Consider the following 15,961-nt stretch of genomic DNA (forward strand, 5'->3'; position numbering starts at 1 on the left):
TTGTCCGGGGAATTTGCAGGATACGGGAGGTTTTTTATGGAGAGAAAACGGTGTCAGGTCTGTGACGGACCTGTTGTAAACGGCAGATGCAAGCTGTGCGGAATGCCTTATCGAAATGATGAGACGCTGTATCATCTGAATGAGAACAGAAGCGATCATTACCGCCATGCCACCAGCAGGGCGCGTGCTATGATGCGCCAGGAGGAAATCCCGCTGGGGGATAAGAAGCCGGGAAGCGCAGGAACCTATAAGGCATGTGCACAGACGGCGGCAGCAAAAAAGAATGCCAGTGGAAATAAAGCGGCGGGGAACGGCTATAAGCAAACTGCGGCGAATAAGCCTGGCGGATATTCTGCGAATGCCAGCAGACCGAATATGGGAAATTCCTATGGACAGAAACAGACCGCAAACAGTACATATGCCAAGAACTATAGCGCAGGAGGCAAAAGCGGTACTCATACAAAAGCATCTGCTAAGAAGAAAAACAGCTGGCTTGGCTGGCTGATCATGATCATTGTGATCTGTTCTGTGGTGCCTGGGCTGAGAGATGGGATCCAGGAAGGTTTTATGCAGGAGTTCGGGGATTCTTTCAGTGAGATGTTCGGAGAAGCCTATGAAATGCACGCAGGAGATACTCTGGTAGTCGGCGGAGGAATTGAGGCTGGTTATTATACAGCATCCTGTGATAAAGGTGTTCTATATTTTGCCATCCAGGGAAAAGATGGCGAAAACGGAAGAATGTCTGTAGCAGAAGATGAAGAGTGTAAGATTACCTTAAATGAGGGTGACATGATACATGTGGTCAGTGCAGATCCCCAGGATGCTGCCCTGCGGCTGACCTTGCATGAAAATTAACAGGATGGATGCAGGTATTGATTGTGAAGCAGGATAGGCAGCATATTGGCAGGAGGTTTTTGCCGTAAGAGACTCACCAGAAGAAAGGATACAACCAGGAAATGACAGAAGAAAAAGAAACAAAATCAGGACGCAGGAAAAAATGGATGCTGGTGGCAGGTACGATCCTTGTGATCGCGGCTGTGTTCACCTGTATTTCCTGGAATTCCATGCATCCGTCCAAGACCGTGACCATGAAGGAACTGGAAGATTATGCCAGCCAGGAACTGATCAATCAAATCGAATGCATCAACGGCTCTTACGTGGTGATGATCTGCGACGAACAGGAGCAGGCAAGCGACTGGTATGCCCTTACAGATGAAAACGACCAGGCAGAAATGGAGGCGCTGGCGGAAAAAGCGGATGTACAGATCAGAAGCCAGAAGATTTCTCCGCCTGTGATTTTCATTATGTATGCTATACAGTTTGCAATCTGTTATGGGATTGTGTGGGGAATCTGGAGACTCTACGGGAAATTCCGGATTGGAAAGAGAAAACAGCATTACCGGGTGTAAGGAAAAACCTTGTGTTCATAGTCATGAAAAATAGAAAATGACGATGAACGCAAGGTTTTATTTTGTTTCTACGAAATAGAAAGCCCTTTGGGACACGCTTTAGTGGCTTATCGAATGATAGTTCCAGCTTTCTCTTCATATCCTTCCTTGGCATGAGCCATATCTGTGATAACAGCGGCACGTCCTTCGCCTTTTTCGATGAAGGAGATACCTGCTTCAATCTTCGGAAGCATGGAGCCGGAAGCAAACTGATCTTCCTCTATGTATTTCTTAGCATCTGCTGCAGAAATGGAACCAAGCTTCTGCTCATCTGCCTTGCCAAGATTCAGGCTTACATTCTCTACGCTGGTAAGGATGAGAAGTGTGTCTGCATTCAGTTCTTCTGCAAGAAGTCCAGCAGCAAGATCCTTCTCAATAATAGCGCTGGCACCGTGAAGGTTGATGCCCTGCTCAAGAACCGGGATTCCGCCGCCGCCTGCTGCGATGACTACCTGGTCTGCATTGAGAAGTGCGCGGACAGTCTCAATCTCAACGATCTTCTGAGGCTTGGGAGCTGCTACAATACGTCTGTAGCCGCCATCTGGAAGCTTGGTAACGAAATTGCCCTTCTCTTCCTCTGCTTCTGCCTCTTCCTCTGTAAGCACACGTCCGATAATCTTCTCCGGATCTGCGAATGCATCGTCATAAGGATCGATGACAGTCTGGGTAAGGACGGTGGCAACAGGTTTATAAATACCGCGTTTGATAAACTCTGTACGGATTGCATTCTGAAGGTCGTATCCAATGTAGCCCTGGCTCATTGCGGAGCATACGGACATAGGAGCGAATGTGTAATCCGGATGGGCTTTTCCAAATTCATTCATTGCAGTGTGAATCATACCGATCTGCGGACCGTTGCTGTGGGAGATCACTACCTTCGCTCCGTCTTCAACAAGATCTGCGACTGCCTTTGCTGCAGCCTGTGTAGCAATTTTCTGCTCAGGAAGTGTTGTGCCCAGAGCTCTGTGGCCTAATGCAACTACTACGATTTTTTCACTCATAGGAGATACCTCGTTTCTGTCAAGAATATAATAGAATGTAATATAATTCATTATAAAAGGTAAAGGCGGGAATTGCAATAGATTCTTTGGGTTATTGTTCACGGAGTGAACAGTAACTTCTTTGGAATTGGAAAAGGATTAGAAACAGGAAAAGCCATCCGCGCGGTGCGGATGGCTTATTTCCTATATTTTTTGAGGGGGGAGATAGAGAGTGGTTTTTCATCTATCCGAGAGCTATTATATCTGTAATTTGTGAGGAAAGTGTGTCGCAAATCTAAAAGAAATCGAAAAAATATGAAATGAAAATAAAGTTTGAAATTGGAAAATATTTGTGTTAAAGTGGACATATCACAAATCCGTGTTCTGCGGAGAAGAAGTTCTATCGCGCCTGTTCGGCGCAGGATACCCTGTTTATTTTATTTTTTTAGTTTAAGAAAGGGAGAAGTGTATGATCAAAAACAGAATATGGAAAAGAATTGCTGCATTGGGATGCTGCCTGCTGACCGGAGCAGGTCTTTTCTCCGGCTGTATGGCACAGCCTGTGGGAGCAGCGGCTGCAGATGGCGGAATTGTAACGGTTTCGCAAAGCGCAAGGTGGACGGATCTGGAAAATTTCCAGGCGGTAATTTCGGTCAGGGCAGACGGACTTGGAAATTTGTCATGGACCGGGAACGAAGGGAATGAGGACAATGAAAGCCCGGAAGGCAAAGCTGCTGGTTTTCAATCTGATGGCGGAAAGGATACAACAGAAATCGAACCAGACATCATCTCAGAAATCCAGTCAGAACCTGCTTCGAATCTGGAGGACACCTCAGAAGTTCTATCAGAATTGCCTTCAGAATCCACACCCGAAACAGTCTCAGGCATACAATCCCGCCATCTGGTTGTCTGGCTGTCTGAATATTTTCAGCCAGACCTGCCTGTGTCTTTGCCTGAAGGCTGTCTGATGGAAGAAATGCCCATACAGACTGCGGACGGACGAAGCGCTTCCATCTACGGCTTCCGATACAAAATAAATCCCGGGGAAACCGAAAAAATCCTGGAAATTCCAGTCAGCTTGCGCAGGGAATACCGTTATCCACTGGAAAAAAGGGCGGTATCCACCTGCCAGGATGCTCCTCTTGAAAAAGGTGTGGAAAACCTGTGCCAGGGAGGCGTCTATATCGTGGAAAAGTCAGGTGACAGCCAGCGTATCATTTGTCAGACAACCTCGGATTTTCTGGAAATTCCGGCAGGAATAGCGAATTTTTCCGTGGAGATAAGCCCACAAGAGGAAAATGCGGTGGCAGGAGAAAGACTCTTTATGAATGCCAGGCTGATAAACACCGGGCAGGTACCGCTGTATGATCTTTCTCTGGAAGCCCAGGCAGAAGAAATGGAAGTAACGCCTGTGTGGGAAAAAGAACCGGAAGTGGAAACGGATGGAGCACATGCAGTTTTGCAAAGCTTAGCGGAAGGAGAAGAGCGGACGCTTTCCTTTTATGCGGATCCCTCTTCCGCGCAAAAGGGAAATCTGCGCCTGAAGGTTCTGGCAAAGACGGAAAATCCTGTTTCGCTGGAACAGACAGGGGAAGCACTTGTACTCATACAGCCCCAAAAGGCCTCTTTTACCGTGAAAAAGACAGCAGACTGCGACACAGCCCGCCCCGGCGACACCGTTACTTATCAGATTAGCGTCCACAACACCGGGCAGCAGACCCTTCATTCCGTCATTACCACAGAACGGTTCCAAATGGCAGGAGTTTCCGCCGCTTTCCTGGAGCAGGAAGGCGTGACCCTGAACAAAACGAAAACCCAGGCGAAAATTCCGGAAATCGTACCGGGAGGATGCGTAAATCTAAAAGCTAGAGTTGTGCTGCCTGACCAGCTGGAAGACCAGAATCTGGTCAATCAGGTCATTGTAGTTACGGATGAAACAGGAGAAGATGAGGCAGTTCGGGATCAGACTTCCATACGGGTAGAAAATAAGAAAACCTCAGATGCTGTTTCCTCTGGGGCAAAATCCGGGAACGGCAGCTCAGGTGCGGGCAGAACTGGCAAAGGCCAGGCTCCAAAGACCGGGGATAATTCTCACAGAGAACTGTTCCAGGCATTGATTTTAGTGTCTTTTCTGATTTCAGCCCTGGCTGCCAGACGGATGTTTTTTCGCAGGAAAGATTGAAAACAATTACGGTGTGTGCTATTCTATAAAAGAGTACGTTCAAATATAGGGAGGCATGTATAATGAAATTATCATCCTTATTAGAGAAGTTAGAATACACCTGCGTACAGGGAAATCCCCAGCAGGAAGTTACCGGTGTTGTTTATGACTCCAGAAAAGTGACAGAAGGTTCTCTGTTTATCTGTATCAGAGGCGCTGTTGTGGATGGACATAAATTTGTACCGGATGTAGTAGCCAAGGGAGCGAAGGTTCTGGTTGTGGAAGAGCCTGTCACTGCACCATCTGATGTTACCGTCATTCAGGTAGCAGATACCAGATATGCCATGGCATTTATTGCTGCAGCCTGGTTCGGACATCCGGCAGAGAAGTTAAAGACAATCGGAATTACCGGAACCAAGGGAAAAACCACCACTACTTACATGGTGAAATCCATTCTGGAAAATGCAGGATACAAGGTTGGCCTGATCGGTACCATCGAGGCGATCATTGGCGATAAGGTGATCCCTGCTTCCAATACCACACCGGAATCCTATGTGGTACAGGAATATTTCCACGAAATGGTGGAAGCCGGCTGTGACTGTGTGGTAATGGAGGTTTCTTCACAGGGACTTATGCTTCACCGTACCCAGGGCTTTGTGTTTGATTTTGGTATTTTCACCAACATTGAGCCAGACCACATCGGCCCCAATGAGCATAAGGATTTTGATCACTATCTGTCCTGCAAGGCTATGCTTCTGAAGCAGTGCCGGGTAGGAATCGTAAACCGGGATGATGAGCACTTTGACCGGATCGTGGAGGGACATACCTGCACATTGGAGACATACGGATTTTCAGAGAAAGCAGACCTTCGCGCAGAGGACGCCAAGCTGGTTGGCGGCAAGGGATATCTTGGAATTTCCTACCATCTGAAGGGACTTATGGATTTCCCTGTGGAAATTGACATTCCAGGTAAATTCAGCATCTACAATTCCCTGACAGCCATTGCAATCTGCCGTCATTTCAAGGTTTCCAAAGAGAATATTCTGAAAGCCCTGAAGGTAGCCAAAGTAAAAGGCCGTATTGAGATAGTGAAGGTGTCCGATGAGTTTACCCTGATGATCGATTATGCACACAATGCAATGGCTCTAGAGAGCCTTCTTACCACCCTTCGGGAGTACCATCCCCACAGACTGGTGTGCCTGTTTGGCTGCGGCGGCAACCGTTCCAAGCTTCGCCGCTATGAGATGGGCGAGGTTTCTGGACGTCTGGCAGACCTGACCATTATCACTTCCGATAACCCAAGAGATGAGGAGCCGCAGGCGATCATTGATGATATCAAGGTAGGAATGGCCAAGACAGAGGGCAAATATGTGGAGATTCCGGACCGCAAGGAAGCAATCGCATATGCCATCCATCACGGCGAGCCAGGAGACATCGTAGTTCTTGCAGGCAAGGGCCACGAGGATTACCAGGAAATCAAAGGCAAGAAATATCCAATGGATGAGCGTGTGCTGATCGCAGATATCCTTGCCGGAAAATAAAACATGACCTATGCAGATATTATTGTAGATATTTCCCATGAAAAGCTGGACAAAAGCTTTCAGTATCTGGTTCCCCAGCAGTTGGAGGAACAGATTCAGGTGGGAATGGTGGTGCAGATTCCTTTCGGCCGGGGGAACCATGTACGAAAGGGATATGTGGTGGGGCTTTCCAGCAAGCTTAAAGTAGACGGAAGCTGTATCAAATCCATTGTAAGCATTGAGAATGACCAGGAGACCATTGAATCCCGTCTGATTGCTCTTGCGGGATGGATGAAGGAGCATTACGGTTCCACCATGATCCAGGCGCTAAAAACCGTACTTCCCATTCAGAAAAAGGTGAAAGCCCAGGAAAAACGGTGGATAACCCTTTCCATTTCCAGGGAAGAGGGGGAAAAGCTTCTGGAAGAGCTAAAGAAAACCCGGTTCAAGGCAAGGATCCGTCTCCTTGAGGCATTGCTTGGGGAAAACGGAGGCAGAATCGAAGCATCCCTGGCACTGAAGGAACTTGGAACTACCGTTTCAGTTCTGAAGTATTTTACGGAAAACAAGGTTGTCACTGTGGAATCTGACCAGATTTACCGAAATGCGGTTTACGACGCTGAGAAGATTCCTCACCTGGCACCGGATACCTTAAGTGATCCGCAGAAAAAGGCAGTAGAACAGATTCTTGCAGAGTGGCAAAAGCCAGCACCCCGCCCGGTTCTGCTTCACGGTGTTACCGGAAGCGGCAAGACTCAGGTCTATATGGAACTGATCGACCAGGTGATCCGGCAGGGCAGACAGGCCATTGTACTGATTCCGGAGATAGCCCTTACTTATCAGACTGTGAGACGTTTTTACGGGCGATTTGGTGATAAGGTATCTGTGATCAATTCCAGGCTTTCCCAGGGGGAGCGCTACGACCAGTTCAAAAGAGCAAAGCAGGGGGAACTCCAGGTAATGGTAGGTCCCCGTTCTGCACTTTTTACCCCCTTTGGGAACTTAGGGCTGATCATTATTGACGAGGAACATGAATCCTCCTATAAAAGTGAGAACAGTCCCAGGTATCATGCACGGGAAACTGCCATATACAGGGCGAAAATGGAAGGGGCAAATGTGATACTTGGTTCTGCCACTCCATCGATGGAAGCTTATTACCGCGCCGGCACAGGGGAATATGCCCTGGTGAAACTGGAGGCCAGATATGAAGAGCGGCCTCTTCCCCAGGTATCAATTGTGGATATGCGGGAACAATTAAAAAAAGGCAACCGCTCCGCTCTTAGCATGGAGCTGAAAGGAGCCCTTGGCCAGTGCCTTGCAAAAGGAGAACAGGCCATGCTGTTTCTCAACCGCCGGGGTTATGCAGGCTTTGTGTCCTGCCGTTCCTGCGGCCATGTGATGAAATGTCCCCACTGCGACGTGTCCTTAAGTGAGCATAATGGAAGAAAGCTGATTTGTCATTACTGCGGCTATGAGACCGCTAAGCCGGACAGATGTCCGGTCTGTTCCTCCCCTTATATAGGAGGATTCAAAGCAGGAACCCAGCAGATCCAACAGGTGGTGGAAAAAGAATTTCCAGAGGCGAGAGTCCTTCGCATGGATTATGACACCACACGGGCCAAGGGCAGTTATGAGGAAATCCTGGAAGCTTTTTCCCAGCACAGGGCAGACATCCTCATTGGAACCCAGATGATCGTCAAGGGACATGATTTTCCAGATGTGACTTTAGTCGGCGTGATCGCGGCGGATCTTTCCCTGAATGCAGACGATTACCGCAGCGGGGAGCGCACCTTCCAGCTTCTGACTCAGGCAGTAGGACGTTCCGGAAGAGGCAAAAAAGAGGGGCACGCCCTGATCCAGACTTACAGCCCGGATCATTACAGCATCCAGACAGCGTCCAGGCAGGACTACGAGGAGTTCTATGAGGAGGAGATGGGATACCGGATCCTTATGGATTATCCGCCCTCTGCCCATATGATGGCAGTGCTTGGAGCGTCGGAGGATGAGGCTGTGCTGGAGGCAGCCATGCATTATCTCAGGCTGTTTGTGGACAAGCTTCACTCTGGAAAAGCACTGCATGTGATCGGCCCTGCCCCGGCACCTGTGGGAAAAGTAAAAGACATATACAGAAGAGTAATCTATCTGAAGCATGAGAATTATGACCTGCTTGTGCGGATCAAGGACAGGCTGGAGGAATATATTGAAATTAATTCCGGCTTCAGGAAGGTAAATATACAGTTTGATTTTTTATAGAAAAAGGAGATTAAATAAGATGGCACTTAGAACAATCAGAACAGAGGGAGATTCCGTTTTGGAGAAAGTCTGCAGACCTGTAGAGAAAATTGACAAGCGTACCAAGGATCTGGTAGGAGACATGCTGGAGACCATGTACGATGCCTGCGGTGTAGGTCTTGCAGCCCCTCAGGTAGGTGTATTAAAAAGAATCGTAGTGATCGATATCGGAGACGGCCCGCTGGTTCTTGTAAATCCGGAGATTCTTATGACTTCCGGTGAGCAGACTGGTGAGGAAGGCTGTTTAAGCGTTCCGGGAATGTCCGGCCAGGTTACCCGCCCCAACTATGTGAAGGTGAAAGCGCTTGATATGGATATGAAGGAGCAGGAATACGAAGGAGAAGGACTTCTTGCAAGAGCTTTCTGTCATGAGATCGATCATCTGGATGGAAAAATGTACACCCGTCTGGTTGAAGGCGAGCTCCATCATGTAAGCTATGATAACGAGGAGGAAGAAGATTAAATGAGAATTGTTTATATGGGAACACCGGATTTTGCGGTGAATCCTCTTCATGCCCTGGCAGAAGCCGGATATGAAGTTGTGGGCGTTGTCACACAGCCTGACAAGCCAAAGGGCAGAGGAAAGACCATGCTGCCAACACCTGTAAAGGAAGAGGCAATGAAGCATGGATTTCCTGTTTTTCAGCCGGTGAAAGTACGGGATCCGGAATTTCAGGAGGTTCTGGAGGGACTGGAGCCGGATATTATTGTGGTAGCAGCATTCGGACAGATCATTCCGAAGAGCATTCTGGAACTGCCAAAGTACGGATGCATCAACATCCATGCCTCCCTGCTTCCCAAATACCGCGGTGCAGCGCCAATCCAGCAGGCGGTGATTGACGGGGAAAAAGAATCCGGCGTAACGATCATGCAAATGGGAGCCGGTCTTGATACAGGAGATATGATTTCCAAGATCATAGTACCCCTTGCTGCAGATGAGACTGGCGGAAGCCTGTTTGACAAGCTGGCAGAAGCAGGCGCAAAGCTTCTTATTGCGACTTTGCCTCATATTTTTGACGGCACAGCCGTTTACGAGAAGCAGCCGGAAGAAAGCCCGACTCCATATGCAGGCATGATCACCAAGCAGATGGGATTGATGGATTTCTCCAAATCTGCCGCAGAACTGGAAAGACTTGTGCGAGGCCTGAATCCATGGCCAAGTGCCTTTACCTTCTATAATGGAAAAACATTAAAGGTATGGGAGAGCTTTGTGGCAGAGAGTGACGATCTTAACCAGGCAGAACCTGGAACCGTTGTAAAAGCAGACAAAAAAGGAATTTATGTGGCCTGCGGCGAGGGCGTTCTGGTGCTTTCCCAGGTTCAGTTGGAAGGAAAGAAACGAATGGATGCAGATGCATTCCTTCGCGGATGCCGCATAGAAGCCGGAAACAGATTCGCAGATAAAAAGGAGTGATCGTATGTACGGATATGGATATCCTTATGGATTTTATTTTGATCCTACCTATGTTTTGCTGATTATCGGAATGATCCTGGCGCTGGCAGCTTCCGGAAAAATGAAAAGCACGTTTGCCCGCTACCAACAGGTAAGAAGCCACAGCGGACTTACCGGAGCCCAGACGGCCCAGAGAATCCTGAATGCTGCTGGAATCTATGATGTGACAGTGGTTCCCATTGCAGGAAGCCTCACGGATCACTATGATCCAAGAACAAAGAAGCTGGCACTTTCCCAAGATGTATACGGAAGAACTTCTGTGGCTGCTGTGTGTGTGGCCGCCCATGAGTGCGGACACGCCATCCAGCACAATGTGAATTATGCACCGCTGAATATCCGCTCTGCCATTGTACCAGTGGCAAATATCGGATCTTCCCTTTCCTGGCCGATCTTTCTTCTGGGACTGATCCTTTCCATTCCGGCTCTTACCACAGCCGGAATCGTGCTGTTTTCACTGGCAGTGCTGTTCCAGCTTGTGACCCTTCCGGTGGAGTTTAATGCTTCCTCAAGAGCCTTAAAAATGCTGGAAAGTACCGGAATTCTAAGTCACGAGGAAAATGCAGGTGCCAAAAAGGTGCTTACCGCAGCAGCCCTGACTTATGTAGCAGCGCTGGCTTCCTCCATTTTGCAGCTTTTGAGACTGATCATACTTTCCGGAGGTAGAAGACGGGATGATTAACGGAATCAATTCCAGGGAAATGATCCTGGAAATATTACTTGAAATTGAAGAGGGCGAGCACAGCCATGTGGCGATCCGAAATGCCCTTTCTAAATACCAGTTTCTTCCCAAGCAGGACCGGGCATTTATTACCCGGGTCTGCGAGGGAACCTTAGAATATCGGATCCAGATCGACTATATTATCAATTCTTTTTCCAAGGTGACTGTGGATAAGATGAAGCCTGCCATTCGGGAAATCTTAAGAAGTGCGGTATACCAGCTGAAATATATGGACAGCGTGCCGGACAGCGCAGTGTGCAATGAAGCTGTGAAGCTGGCACAGCGCAAGGGCTTTTATAACCTGAAGCCTTTTGTAAACGGTGTGCTTCGCACCATTGCAAGGGAAATGGACAAGGTCAGCTTCCCGAAGAAGGAAGAAGATCTTCTGAAATATCTTTCCGTGAAGTATTCCATGCCGGAGAATCTGGTAACAAGATGGCTGGATGCATATGGAGAGGAAATTACAGAAAAGATCCTGGCTGATTTTCTTACCGAGCGGCCTCTTACCATCCGCTGCCGCACCTATCTGAATTCCAAAGAAGAAATTGTGAAGAGCCTGGAAAATCAGGGCGTAGAGGTAACGCCTGCCCCTTATCTTCCTTATGCATATGGAATCTCCGGTTTCAACCATATTCTTGCATTGGATGCCTTCATTAAAGGACAGATTGTAGTGCAGGACGTAAGCTCCATGCTGGTTGCAGAGGTGGCAAACCCTAAGAAGGGGGATTATGTGATTGATGTGTGCGCGGCACCGGGAGGCAAAAGCCTTCACATGGGTGACAAAATGGAAGGCTACGGAACTGTGGATGCCAGGGATGTGAGCCAGTACAAGGTGAACCTGATCGAGGAGAATATTCAGAGAACCAACTCCATCAATGTGCAGGCAAAGGTACAGGATGCCACCGTGTTTGATCAGGAGTCAGAGCTGCTGGCAGACATTGTGATCGCAGATGTTCCCTGCTCCGGCTATGGCGTCATCGGCAAGAAACCGGAGATCAAATACCGGGTAACTCCTCAGAAACAGGAGGAAATCGTAATCCTGCAGAGAACCATTCTGGACCGTGCAGCCAACTATGTGAAGCCAAGAGGAGAACTGATCTTCAGTACCTGCACCATTGCAAAAGAAGAAAACGAAGAGAATATGATGTGGTTTTTGCAGAATTATCCGTTTAAGCTGGAAAGCCTGGATCCTTATCTTCCAGAGGAACTGCATTCTGAGACAACGGCTCTTGGATATCTGCAGCTGCTTCCAGGCGTACATAAGACAGATGGATTTTTTATTGCAAAATTCAGAAGAAAATAGGAAACGAAATTATGACAGACATTAAGTCCATGAATAAAGAAGAACTGAAGGATCTGATGGTACAGGTTGGAGAAAAGCCTTTTCGTGCCAAACAGATCTACAGCTGGCTTCATGAACACCTGGTAACTTCCTATGAAGAAATGGGAAATATCCCGGGAAAATTAAAAGAAAAACTGAAGGAATATCCCATCACGGCCCTGGAAATGGTGGACGAGCAGATTTCCGCCATTGACGGCACAAGGAAATATCTGTTTCGTCTTTCTGATGGAAATGTGATCGAGAGCGTTCTCATGCGTTATAAACATGGGAACTCTGTGTGCATTTCCTCCCAGGTGGGCTGCAAAATGGGATGCCGTTTCTGCGCCTCTACCATTGGAGGCTGGACCAGAAACCTGCTTCCTTCCGAGATGCTGGACCAGATCTACCGGATCCAGAGCATTACCGGCGAGCGTGTATCCAATGTAGTGGTGATGGGAACCGGCGAACCGATGGATAACTATGATAACATTGTACGTTTTGTACATCTGCTTTCCGAGGAAGGCGGTCTTAATATCAGCCAGAGGAATATAACCGTATCGACCTGCGGGATTGTTCCGAAAATCTATGAGCTTGCAAAGGAAAAGCTGCAGATTACCCTTGCGTTATCCCTGCATGCTCCGAATGATGAGAAAAGGCGTGAGCTGATGCCCATTGCCAACCGCTACAGTATGGATGAGGTCCTGGATGCATGCCGGAATTATTTCCAGGAAACAGGCAGGAGAATCACCTTTGAATACAGTCTTGTGGCTGGTGTTAATGACAGTGATGAGGACGCAAAAGAGCTAAGCAGCCGGATCCATGACATTAACTGTCATGTAAATCTGATTCCTGTGAACCCGATCAAAGAGCGTTCTTACAGGCGTTCCACCCATCAGGCTGTGGAGAATTTTAAAATAAAACTTGAAAAATGCGGAATTAATGTTACTATTAGAAGGGAAATGGGCAGTGATATAGACGGTGCCTGTGGACAATTGAGAAAGAGTTATATGGAAAAAGGTTACGATCAGCAGTAACCAAGAAGCAGAAAGCGAGAAGTGACATGAGGGTATATTCAGCTACGAATATCGGAATGAAGCGGAAGATGAACCAGGATTATGTGTTCGCTTCCCAGACCCCGGTTGGAAATCTCCCGAACCTCTTTGCTGTTGCTGATGGAATGGGAGGGCACAACGCAGGTGATTACGCTTCCTCTCACGCTGTCAGGATACTGGTAGATGAAATCAGGGAAGATACGGATTACAATCCAGTAAAGGTGATCCGCCATGCCATCGAGACTGCTAACACAGAAATTATAGAACAGGCACAAAAAGACGAGAAACTTCGTGGAATGGGCACCACCATGGTGGTAGCCACCATTGTTGGCCAGTATGCCTATGTGGCCAATGTGGGAGACAGCAGACTGTATGTGGTAGACAAACAACTGAGACAGGTTACCAGAGATCATTCGCTGGTACAGGAAATGGTAAGAATGGGTGAAATTACAGCCGAGGAGGCACGGAATCATCCGGATAAGAATATTATCACCAGAGCGCTTGGTGCAGAGAAAACCGTAGATGTAGATTTCTTTGACATGCGTCTGGAGCCGGGAAGTACGATTCTGATGTGCTCGGACGGTCTTTCCAATATGGTTGAGGATTCCAAGATGGAAGAGATCATATTGAATTCCGATGAAGACATTAACTGGAAAGGGGAGACCCTGATCCGGGAGGCCAACAACAACGGCGGCAAAGACAACATTGCAATAGTATTGGTAGAACCATTCACGAATGAGGTGGAAACATGTTAAAGACAGGTATGATCATAGCTGAGCGCTATGAAATTGTAAGCAAAATCGGTACCGGCGGAATGGCGGACGTATATAAGGCAATGGACCATAAACTGAACCGCTTTGTGGCAGTTAAGGTTCTGAAGCCGGAATTCCGGGAAGATGCAACTTTTGTAAAGAAATTCAGAAGTGAGGCGCAGGCAGCAGCAGGACTGACGCATCCCAATATCGTCAATGTATTTGACGTAGGAGATGATGAGGGCGTTTATTACATTGTAATGGAACTGATCGAGGGAATTACCCTGAAGGAGTATATTTCCAAGAAAGGCAAGCTTTCCGTAAAGGAAGCAACCAGTATTGCCATTCAGGTATCCATGGGACTGGAGGCTGCACACAGCCACGGAATTGTACACCGTGATGTGAAGCCGCAGAACATTATTATTTCTACAGACGGTAAAGTAAAGGTAACAGACTTTGGTATTGCCAGAGCCGCATCCTCCAATACCATCAGCTCCAATGTGATGGGATCTGTACATTACAGTTCACCGGAGCAGGTACGAGGCGGTTACAGCGATGAGAAGAGTGATATCTATTCATTGGGTATTACCTTATATGAGATGGTAACAGGCAGGGTTCCCTTTGACGGGGATACCACAGTTGCCATTGCCATCAAGCATCTTCAGGAGGAAATGGTTCCGCCCAGCCTCTATGCGCCGGATCTTCCGTACAGCTTGGAGCAGATCATTTTGAAATGTACCCAGAAGAGTGTGGACCGCAGATACAACAAGATGGAGGATGTGATCGCAGACCTGAAGCATTCCCTGATCGACCCGCAGGGGGATTTTGTGAAGCTGACTTCTGTAGATACAGATGCCAAGACGGTGGTAATCTCTGACGAGGAGCTTGGGGAGATCAAGCATACCCCGAAGCAGTCCATAAAGGCTGACATTGAGGCTCTTGAGAAGGAACTTAATGAGACCAACTATGATGATTACGATCCGGATGAGGACGAAGACAGAACCAGCCGTTCCCGCAGCAGAAGCAGCAGGGACCGTGACAGAGAAAGGGACAGAGAAAGGGACAGAGATGACAGAGATGACAGAGAGCGCCGCCTTAAGAAAAAGAAAAGAGGCGTCAGCGTAGCAGGAAGTATTGTGGCACTGATCGCAGGCGCAGCTGTTCTCATTGCTGTGATCGTTGTAGCAGGAAAGGCCACCGGCCTGATCGGAGGCGGCAAGGCAAATACTGAAGCAGACCAGCAGGAGCAGACCACACAGCAGGATAACACAGATGACGGACTGGTACCAGTACCGGATCTGGTTGGCAAGACAGAGGCTGAGGCTCAGGAACTCCTTGCATCCCTGAATATCGGAATGAGCTACAAGGGTGAGGAAGCTTCCACTCAGGCCAAAGGCAATATTTCTTCCCAGGATCCTGTAGAGGGTACCAGAGTAGAGAAGAATTCAACAGTCAATTATTATGTAAGTAAAGGTTCAGAAGAAATTACAGTACCGGATCTGTTTGGCCAGAATGCTGCTGCCGCACAGGAAACTCTGGAGAGCCAGGGCGTGAATGTTCAGATCAATAAGATCTACCCGGATGATACCTCTTCTGTGGATATCGGATGCGTACTGGATACAGAGCCGACAGCCGGCACGACTGTGAAGGCCGGGGATACGGTTACCCTTACCATCAGCCGCGGTATTGACTATGGCGACAGCGTACAGGTACCGGATGTAACCGGACTTGAGAAAAATGAAGCAATTGCCAAGCTTGGCAAATTCCTTAATATCAATGTGGAGACACAGGTAAGCACAGATGTTGCAGAAGGAACCGTTATTTCCCAGGATCCGATCGGATTCACAGATGATGATCCGGTTTACGGAAATCCTGACACAGATACCATTACCATTACCGTAAGCAGTGGTACACAGGATACTTCTGCCGCAGAGAGCACAGAAGATACAACTCAGACACAGAGCTCTTCCGACGCTGCTGCAGCCGCTGTTGCAAACGGTGAAATCTGGAAATGCACTCAGAGACTGAACACACCTACCGGATACACAGGCGGTCTTGTCAGACTGGAACTGGTTCAGGAAGTGAGCGGAGTTCCCACTGCAAGCACTGTAGTAGACGGACAGCAGCTGACTTTCCCGTATCAGCTGGACATCATTGGAGCACCTGGTGTGGCTGAGGGTACCTTATATCTGTCCGAACAGCAGTCAGACGGAAGCTACCAGGAACTTGGACATTATCCGCTTACTTTTGAGAAAGCAGAGTAA

General features: G+C 48.1%; 13 protein-coding genes. 12 read left to right on the forward strand and 1 reads right to left on the reverse strand.

Annotated features, from left to right (window positions below):
- The first annotated feature begins 36 nt into the window (after positions 1-36).
- Entirely contained in the window at positions 37-855 is an 819-nt protein-coding gene (locus H8S54_RS00800; RefSeq protein ID WP_173765887.1) for a hypothetical protein, read from the forward strand.
- A gap of 101 nt (positions 856-956) precedes the next feature.
- Positions 957-1,409 carry a hypothetical protein gene (locus tag H8S54_RS00805; RefSeq protein WP_186900701.1) on the forward strand — a complete coding sequence of 151 codons (453 nt, stop codon included), beginning with the start codon at positions 957-959 and terminating at the stop codon, positions 1,407-1,409.
- A 107-nt stretch (positions 1,410-1,516) separates the two neighbouring features.
- Here the strand turns inward: H8S54_RS00805 and arcC are convergent, their stop codons facing one another.
- Positions 1,517-2,449 carry a carbamate kinase gene (arcC, locus tag H8S54_RS00810; protein ID WP_021926896.1) on the reverse strand — a complete coding sequence of 311 codons (933 nt, stop codon included), beginning with the start codon at positions 2,447-2,449 and terminating at the stop codon, positions 1,517-1,519.
- 448 nt (positions 2,450-2,897) lie between these two features.
- Here arcC and H8S54_RS00815 point away from each other — a divergent pair, with 448 nt between their 5' ends.
- The 10 genes from H8S54_RS00815 to pknB all read left to right on the forward strand — a co-directional run bounded on the left by H8S54_RS00815 (position 2,898) and on the right by pknB (position 15,961).
- Positions 2,898-4,610 (forward strand): DUF7507 domain-containing protein, encoded by a 1,713-nt coding sequence (locus H8S54_RS00815; RefSeq protein ID WP_186900702.1) that lies wholly within the window; start codon positions 2,898-2,900, stop codon positions 4,608-4,610.
- 62 nt (positions 4,611-4,672) lie between these two features.
- Positions 4,673-6,130, forward strand: a complete 1,458-nt coding sequence (locus H8S54_RS00820; protein WP_186900703.1) for a UDP-N-acetylmuramoyl-L-alanyl-D-glutamate--2,6-diaminopimelate ligase — start codon at positions 4,673-4,675, stop codon at positions 6,128-6,130.
- Positions 6,131-6,133: 3 nt separating this feature from the next.
- Complete coding sequence (priA, locus tag H8S54_RS00825) at positions 6,134-8,362, forward strand: replication restart helicase PriA (RefSeq protein WP_186900704.1); 2,229 nt, start codon at positions 6,134-6,136, stop codon at positions 8,360-8,362.
- A 19-nt stretch (positions 8,363-8,381) separates the two neighbouring features.
- Complete coding sequence (gene def, locus H8S54_RS00830; RefSeq protein ID WP_021926892.1) at positions 8,382-8,864, forward strand: peptide deformylase; 483 nt, start codon at positions 8,382-8,384, stop codon at positions 8,862-8,864.
- Complete coding sequence (gene fmt, locus H8S54_RS00835; protein ID WP_117850848.1) at positions 8,865-9,815, forward strand: methionyl-tRNA formyltransferase; 951 nt, start codon at positions 8,865-8,867, stop codon at positions 9,813-9,815.
- Positions 9,816-9,819: 4 nt separating this feature from the next.
- Entirely contained in the window at positions 9,820-10,533 is a 714-nt protein-coding gene (locus H8S54_RS00840) for a zinc metallopeptidase (RefSeq protein ID WP_117850846.1), read from the forward strand.
- Positions 10,526-11,875 carry a 16S rRNA (cytosine(967)-C(5))-methyltransferase RsmB gene (rsmB, locus tag H8S54_RS00845; RefSeq protein WP_117850843.1) on the forward strand — a complete coding sequence of 450 codons (1,350 nt, stop codon included), beginning with the start codon at positions 10,526-10,528 and terminating at the stop codon, positions 11,873-11,875. Before H8S54_RS00840 ends, rsmB begins: the two co-directional genes overlap by 8 nt.
- Before the next feature lie 11 nt (positions 11,876-11,886).
- The gene (gene rlmN, locus H8S54_RS00850; protein WP_021926888.1) at positions 11,887-12,927 is read left to right on the forward strand and encodes a 23S rRNA (adenine(2503)-C(2))-methyltransferase RlmN; all 1,041 of its coding nucleotides are present in this window, start codon (positions 11,887-11,889) and stop codon (positions 12,925-12,927) included.
- Between the two features lie 26 nt (positions 12,928-12,953).
- Positions 12,954-13,700, forward strand: a complete 747-nt coding sequence (locus H8S54_RS00855) for a Stp1/IreP family PP2C-type Ser/Thr phosphatase (RefSeq protein ID WP_186900705.1) — start codon at positions 12,954-12,956, stop codon at positions 13,698-13,700.
- A complete protein-coding gene (gene pknB, locus H8S54_RS00860) occupies positions 13,694-15,961 on the forward strand; it encodes a Stk1 family PASTA domain-containing Ser/Thr kinase (RefSeq protein WP_117850840.1) in 2,268 nt (755 codons plus the stop codon). Before H8S54_RS00855 ends, pknB begins: the two co-directional genes overlap by 7 nt.

It is taken from the genome of Blautia segnis (assembly GCF_014287535.1).
Lineage (GTDB): Bacteria > Bacillota > Clostridia > Lachnospirales > Lachnospiraceae > Blautia_A > Blautia_A acetigignens.